This is a genomic window from Thiobacillus sp. 65-1402 (assembly GCF_001897685.1).
Taxonomy (GTDB): Bacteria; Pseudomonadota; Gammaproteobacteria; order Burkholderiales; family Thiobacillaceae; genus Thiobacillus.
In genome coordinates this window covers 1-6,509 of record NZ_MKUG01000142.1, presented here as the reverse complement: position 1 = coordinate 6,509, position 6,509 = coordinate 1, and the positions used below count along the sequence as shown (strand labels likewise).

The following is a 6,509-nucleotide window of genomic DNA, read 5'->3' as shown; positions in this document are numbered from 1 at the left end:
GGGTTTTGAGGTGCGTAAAATCGCCGCCGACCGACAGCGTGGCCGAGGTGAGAATCCACGCCTGCGCGCGTTCCGTCAGCCTGGCGCCGAACATCGCGCCGACCGACAGCGGCGTCGCGTGCAGCAGTAGCGAACTCAGCGTGGTTTCGAGCCAGCGCACGCGCGGCTGCTCGGGATCGTCGTCGCGCTGCCAGCTGGCGAGCATGGCCTGCACGCCCAGCGCGCGCTCGAAGCAGTTCTTCAGGTCGGCATCGCGTTCGGCCTGGGTTGCCAGCAGTTTTGCCATCTCATCCAGCGCGGCGCTCAACGCCTTCAGCGCATCCGGCCATTTGTCGTAGCGCACCAGTTCGGCGATAGTCGCCTTAACCGGGTTCTGCGGAAACGCCAGGCGCAGGTCGCGCGTGGCCTTGGTCAGGTCTTCCGCTGCGCGGCGCAGCGCCGGAAAGTCGCCTGCTTTCACCGCCGCCTGACGCTTGGTGTCGCCCGCCAGATCGAGCAATTGCGCGGTGGACAGCGTTTCGCCGAAGAACTGTGCGGCAGTTTCTGCAAGCTGGTGCGCCTCGTCGAGGATCACGGTGTTGCAGGCGGGCAGCAGTTCGGCGACGCCCTCGTCCTTCAGCCACAGGTCGGCGAAGAACAGGTGGTGGTTGACCACCACCACCTCAGCGTCGAGGGCGGCCTTGCGGGCCGCCATCACGAAACAATCCTTGAAGTGGCTGCATTCGCTGCCGAGGCAACTGTCGCGGCTGGAAACCGCATACTGCCAGGCCGTGGCGTCCTCGGGAATGCCGTCGGCCTCGGCACGGTCTCCGCTGGTGCTGGTTTCGGCGAAGCGGGCGATTCTGGCGAGCCAGGCGGCATCGTCGCGGTGGGCGAAACGGCCGTCACTCAAGTTGCGCTGCAGGTGATGGTGGCAGACGTAGTTGGCGCGCCCCTTCAGCAGGGCCACCTTGACCGGCGACTTGAGCGCGCGGCGCGCCGCCGGCAGGTCGCGATGGAACAGCTGGTCCTGCAAGGCCTTGGTGCCGGTGGAAATCACCACCTTGCCGCCCGACAGCAGCGCGGGAACCAGGTACGCCAGGGTCTTGCCGGTGCCGGTGCCGGCTTCGGCCAGCAGCACGCTGTTGCTGGCGATTGCGCGCTCGACCGCTTCGGCCATGGCGAGTTGCTGCGGACGCGAACGCCAGCCCTGCAGCACGGCGGCACACGCCCCTGCGGATGAAAAAATGTTTTCCAGATCAAGCATATCGAGATCGACTTCGGCGCGCAGTGTAACACCCGGAACAGGCCGCATCGGCTGCACTCGCCTCAAGTTTGCGCGTATCGCTGCCGTTAGTCTCACCGGTGCTGTCTACCCAATCCTGCTTATGCGCATATTCCTGCTCTGCCTGACACTAGCGCTGGCCTCGGTCTCGGCCCACGCTGCGATCGTCCGATTGGAGATGCGCCCCGGGATTGATGCCAGTGCCGAATATCTTGCGGGGCTGCGCAACAAGCCCGCGGTACTGCTGCTTCACGGCTTTTTGCAGACGCGCGAGTTTCCCACCGTCGCCACGCTGGCGCGCGGCCTGCAGGATGCAGGCTATCCCGTATTGACCCCCACGCTCAGCCTCGGCATTCCCAACCGGGCGCAAAGCCTGGCCTGCGAAGCGGTGCACCGCCACAGCCTGGACGAGGATGTCGCCGAAATTGCGCGCTGGGTAGACTGGCTGAAATCGCATGGCCACCGTTCCATCGTTTTGATCGGCCACAGTTTCGGCAGCATGCAGTTGCTGGCCTATCTGGCAGCCGGGCCGAATGCAGCGGTAAAAGGCTATATCGGCGCCTCGCTGATCGAAGCCCAGATCGGCACGACCTCGCGTGCAGCGCTGATCGCCCAGCTGGAAAGCCGCGTGCAGCGCAGGCAGCGCGAACTCGTCACCCAGCATGTGTCTTATTGCAGAAAATACCGCTCGACACCGGAAGCCCTGTTGTCGTACGTGCGCTGGGATCAGGCGCGCACGCTGGCGGCATTGAAGCAATCCCCGGTCAACGTAAAACTCGTCATGGGGGATGCCGACGACATGCTCGGACACGGCTGGCTCAAGGCACTGCTGCACGTGCAAACACCCATGGTGATCGTGAAGGGCGCCAACCACTTCATGGATGGCGAGCATGAGTTCGATCTGCTGGAGCACACCCTCAAATCGATGGAACCCGTTCAGCAGCCCCTGCCTCGATGAAATGGTCTGAATCCATCTCCATCAAGCAGATCGCGCTCGCTTTCGTCACCGGGCTGCTGGTGCTGGTGAGTCTGATCGGCGGCTTTGCCGCCTACCAGACGCGCGCCGTCACGCGCAACCTGGAACAGCACAACCGGGAAGCCGCGCAGTCCGAGCTTGCCAGCGGCATCGAACGCTTATTGGCGCAGACGGGGGATCTTGCGAACAATCTGGCGCATTGGGATGAAACCCGGCAACAGCTGGTGGCGCCCGAGTATTACACCTACTGGCGAGACCAGCGGGTATACGAAAGCGGCGTGCTGAACAGCCGTTTTGCCCGGGCGGCGCTGTATACCCGCGCCGGCACGCTGCTTGCCCCCAGCCCGGAAAAGAGCGGCCTGCCGTCGAAGCTGCCCGCCGGCTTGCCGCTGCAGCAGGGCGCCAGCTGGCTGAGCAACCAGGCAGGCAGCATTGCCCTCTATCACGCATTTCCGGTATACGGCGACGAGCGTCGGCAAGCCCTGCTCGGCCACGGCCTGATCCGGGTCGATTTCATGCCGGCATTGCTGCGGCAGGCAAAATTCCAGTTCACGGATGCGCCGAGCGTCAAACTGGCACTCGAGCCGGGCGAAACGCTGGCCGCATCGCAGCTGTTTTCGCGCCTGAGTTTCAGCGCCCGCCCCGATCCCGATCAGCTCAGGTTCCAGACGATTCTTTCGCGCACCCTGCTCGCGCTGTTTGTGCTGCTGGTAAGCGCTGCACTGCTGGGTTTCGTGGCATACAACCGTCTGTTGATACGCCCGCTGGGGCGCCTGACACAGGACATCGACGCCATGCAGCACGGCCGTTTCAACCACAATCCGGCGCGTTCGCAGCCGATGCGCATCAGCGAACTCGAAAACATCCGCCGTTCGCTGCACGACTACCAGCTGCAATTGCGCGAGCTGCATGGCTCGCTGGAGCACCAGAACCGCGAATTTCACTCGCAGGCGCGGCAGGATGCGCTCACCGGCTGCCACAACCGGCGTGCCTACGAAGAAGACTGGGAGGATTTCCGCCGGCAACTGCAAGCCGCGCCGCAGGGCGTGGCTTTCCTGTTGTTCGATTGCGACCGCTTCAAGACCATCAACGACACCTACGGTCACGCCAAGGGCGACCGCGTGCTCACCATCGTCGCCGATGCGCTGGTGATGGCACTGCGCGCCAACGATCGCCTGTATCGCCTCGGCGGCGACGAATTCGCCACCTTTCTGTCGCACACCACGCCCGCCCATGCCAAGCAGATCGCCCAACGCTGCCAGAGCCTGCTCGAAGCGTCGGTCTTCAGCGATCTGGGAATCAGCGAACCGGTCGGGATCAGCATCGGCATCGCTTTCTGCACGGCCGATCAGCTGGCGCACATCGACGAACTGCCCAAACAGGCCGACATCGCCATGTATACCGCCAAGCAGCCGGGGCGCAACCGCATCGCACTGTACGGCGAAGACACCGAGCGTGCCGCGCAGGCGCTGGTGGCAAGCCGCGAGACCAGCGCGCTGTTCCAGGCGTTGGCCACGCCCGGCATGGTCGAGCTGCATTACCAGCCGATCCATGGCCTGCCCGGGCGCAAGGTGGCGTATTACGAGGCGCTGGCGCGCATCCGCTACAACGGCGAGCTCATCATGCCGGGCGCATTCCTGCCGGTGGTCAGCAGCCGCCGCCTGGAAACCGAATTCGATCTGGCGGTGCTGCACCAGGTCGACGCCGATCTCTCTTCGCAGCAGATTCCGCCGGGAAGCGGCGTCTCGATCAACCTGTCGGCACAAAGCATTTCACGCCCCGAAATCGTGTCGCACCTGCTGGAACTGTCGCGCCACGGCACACGCCACCCCCTGATGCTGGAGATCACGGAAACCTCGCTGATCACCCAGATGATCGAAGTGCGCACCTATCTCGATTTGTTGCACACGGTCAATTACCGCATCGCCATGGACGACTTCGGCACCGGTTATTCGCCGCTGCGTTATCTGGTGGATTTGCCGGTGGATGTGGTCAAGTTCGACATTTCGCTGGTGAACAAGCTGGGGCAGGACAACCGCGCCGGCCAGGTGGTGGCCGATTTCGCCCGCATGATGAAGGACGCCGGCTATGCGCTGGTGGCCGAGGGCGTGGAGACCGAAACCGTGCTGCAGAAAGTCGAAAGCCTGGGTTTTGCCCATGTGCAGGGCTATTTGCTGGGGCGGCCGGCCCCCCTTTCGCAGTTGGCTGGGCAGCCCAACGTCGCCGGCATGGCAGCGCCGTCTGCTCCGCTTGACGAAGACGGCTCAGTGTTTGCCTGAACGCCAGATGGAAAAGATGATCCACAGGCTGTTGAAAAACGCGATCAGGAACCCCAGCAATCCGAAAAACGGCAGGCCGAACAGCTGAGGTCCGCCTTCCACCGTCATGATGATGCTGGAGCCGACCACCAGCGAGGCGGTCAGAATGCCCATGGTCAGCCGGTTGCTGGCGCGGTCCAACTGGTGGCCGAACTGGTCCAGCCGTTTCAGGTCGAGATCGACCTTCACCCGCCCGCGCCTCATGTCGCGCAGCAGGTGGCGCAGGTCGCGCGGCAAGTCGGCCAGCACGTCCAGCGTTTCGCGCATGCTTTTGCGCCCGCGCGCCAGCAGCGCTTGCGGGGTGTAGCGCAGCTGAATGATGCGCTCCACGAACGGCGTCACGTGGTCGATCATGTGGAACTCCGGGTCGAGCTGCTGCCCCAGCCCTTCCAGCGTGATCAGGGTCTTGAACAACAGGGTCAGGTCGGCCGGCAGCGCCAGGTTGTTGTCGCGCATCAACGCCGTGATGTCGTTCAGCAATGCACCGATCCTGACATCCTTGAGCTGCAGATCGTCGTAGCTTTGCAGCAGTTCCGCGACGTCGTAGGCCAGGCGATCCTCATCCAGCACCGACTCGCCGCTCCAGTCCAGCAGTATCTGCAGCAGGCCCTGCACATCCTTGCGCGTCAGCGCGTGCAGCAGGTCGACAATCTGGTTGCGGCGGGAATGGGTCAGTATCCCCACCATGCCGAAATCGATCATGCCGATGCGATTATCCGGCAGGAACAGCACATTGCCCGGGTGAGGGTCGGCATGAAAATAGCCGTGTTCCAGCACCATGCGCAGCACCGTATCGGCACCGCGCGCCGCCAGCAGCCCAGGGTCGAGTCCGCGGGCGCGCAGCTTGTCGGATGCCACGCCCGCCATGCCGACAATTTCTTCCTGCACGTTGACGCGGTCGCTGGTGAACTCCCAATACACCCGGGGAATCTTCACCAGCGGATCGTCGGCAAAGTGGCGTGCGAACTGGTCGATGTTGCGCGCCTCCTTGGCCAAATCGAGTTCGCGGTTCAACGAGCGGCGGAACTGCGACACCATATGCACCGGATCGTAGCGTCGGAAATCCGGCACTTCGCTATCCAGCAGCCTGGCGGCATGTTCGAGGATGCGCAGATCGGCCCGGATCACCGCCTCGATGCCGGGGCGGCGGATTTTGACGACGACCGGCGTGCCGTCCTTGAGCGTGGCGCGGTGCACCTGCGCGATGGAGGCGGCCGCCAGCGGCAGCGGATCGAATCCGGCAAACACGTCAGTGGGCTCGCCCTTGAGCGCTGCGACCAGATCGGCATGCAGAATTTCATAGGGCACCGCAGGCACCTGGCTATGCAGTTTCTCGAATTCGGCGATCCAGTGCGGCGGAAACATGTCCACCCGGGTCGCCAGCAACTGCCCGAGTTTGACGAAGGTGGGACCGAGCTCTTCCAGCGCGCGGCGGATGCGCACGGGCGCATCGAGCTGGCTGATTTCGCTGGTGCTGTGCCAGTGCAGCACCCGCCCGGCGCGTTCCAGTACGCCGCTGATACCCAGCAGGCGCACCAGATCACCCCAGCCATAGCGAATCATCACCGAGGCGATTTCATGCAATCGCGGCAGGTCGCGCACGACCGAAATGGTTTCCCAGAGCATCGTTGGTTGTCGGAATCGGCAATGCCGAGAGTGTACCCGCAAGGGGCACGCCGGATTCGTAAGCCGCTAAAGCGACAACGACTCCGCTGTACCCGCAAGGGGCACGCCGGAATCGCAAGCTGCAAACGGCGCAGTGGGCGCGCTTCCCGCCACCGGGGTAGCGGGCCTCAGGAACGCAGGCGCTCGCTCTGCCGTTTGAGCGACTCCGACAGTGCAGCCAGGATGCCGCTCGCCACCTGCGACAGGCGCGCGGTGGCGGCGCTGGCCGACTCGCTCAGCCCGGCGCGCCCCGCTGCGCCGCTGGCCTTCATTCCGCCGGCCAGTT

5 protein-coding genes are annotated in these 6,509 nt (G+C 64.2%); 2 read left to right on the top strand and 3 right to left on the bottom strand.

Features of this window, described 5'->3' with window-relative positions; all coding sequences use genetic code 11:
- Nucleotides 1-1,294, bottom strand: a 1,294-nt coding sequence (locus tag BGO62_RS11060; protein WP_296642319.1) for an ATP-dependent DNA helicase, incomplete at its 3' end; no start/stop codon positions are given.
- 148 nt (nt 1,295-1,442) lie between these two features.
- Here BGO62_RS11060 and BGO62_RS11055 point away from each other — a divergent pair.
- Together BGO62_RS11055 and BGO62_RS11050 are read left to right on the top strand one after the other, a co-directional pair.
- Nucleotides 1,443-2,222: an alpha/beta hydrolase family protein gene (locus BGO62_RS11055; RefSeq protein WP_296642317.1), complete on the top strand. Its 780-nt coding sequence runs from the start codon at nt 1,443-1,445 to the stop codon at nt 2,220-2,222.
- Nucleotides 2,219-4,519, top strand: a complete 2,301-nt coding sequence (locus BGO62_RS11050) for an EAL domain-containing protein (protein ID WP_296642314.1) — start codon at nt 2,219-2,221, stop codon at nt 4,517-4,519. The genes BGO62_RS11055 and BGO62_RS11050 overlap by 4 nt, the downstream gene beginning before the upstream one ends.
- On the opposite strand, the gene BGO62_RS11045 is transcribed toward BGO62_RS11050, so the two are convergent.
- Nucleotides 4,505-6,184 (bottom strand): AarF/UbiB family protein, encoded by a 1,680-nt coding sequence (locus BGO62_RS11045; protein WP_296642309.1) that lies wholly within the window; start codon nt 6,182-6,184, stop codon nt 4,505-4,507. The genes BGO62_RS11050 and BGO62_RS11045 overlap by 15 nt on opposite strands.
- Nucleotides 6,185-6,351: 167 nt before the next feature.
- Nucleotides 6,352-6,495, bottom strand: a complete 144-nt coding sequence (locus BGO62_RS16385) for a DUF6781 family protein (RefSeq protein ID WP_363924200.1) — start codon at nt 6,493-6,495, stop codon at nt 6,352-6,354.
- Between the last annotated feature and the right edge of the window lie 14 nt (nt 6,496-6,509).

Coding starts and splice junctions, on each gene's coding strand:
- BGO62_RS11045 (WP_296642309.1), bottom strand. CDS start 6,184: ATGCTCTGGGAAACCATTTCGGTCGTGCGCGACCTGCCGCGATTGCAT.
- BGO62_RS11050 (WP_296642314.1), top strand. CDS start 2,219: ATGAAATGGTCTGAATCCATCTCCATCAAGCAGATCGCGCTCGCTTTC.
- BGO62_RS16385 (WP_363924200.1), bottom strand. CDS start 6,495: ATGAAGGCCAGCGGCGCAGCGGGGCGCGCCGGGCTGAGCGAGTCGGCC.
- BGO62_RS11055 (WP_296642317.1), top strand. CDS start 1,443: ATGCGCCCCGGGATTGATGCCAGTGCCGAATATCTTGCGGGGCTGCGC.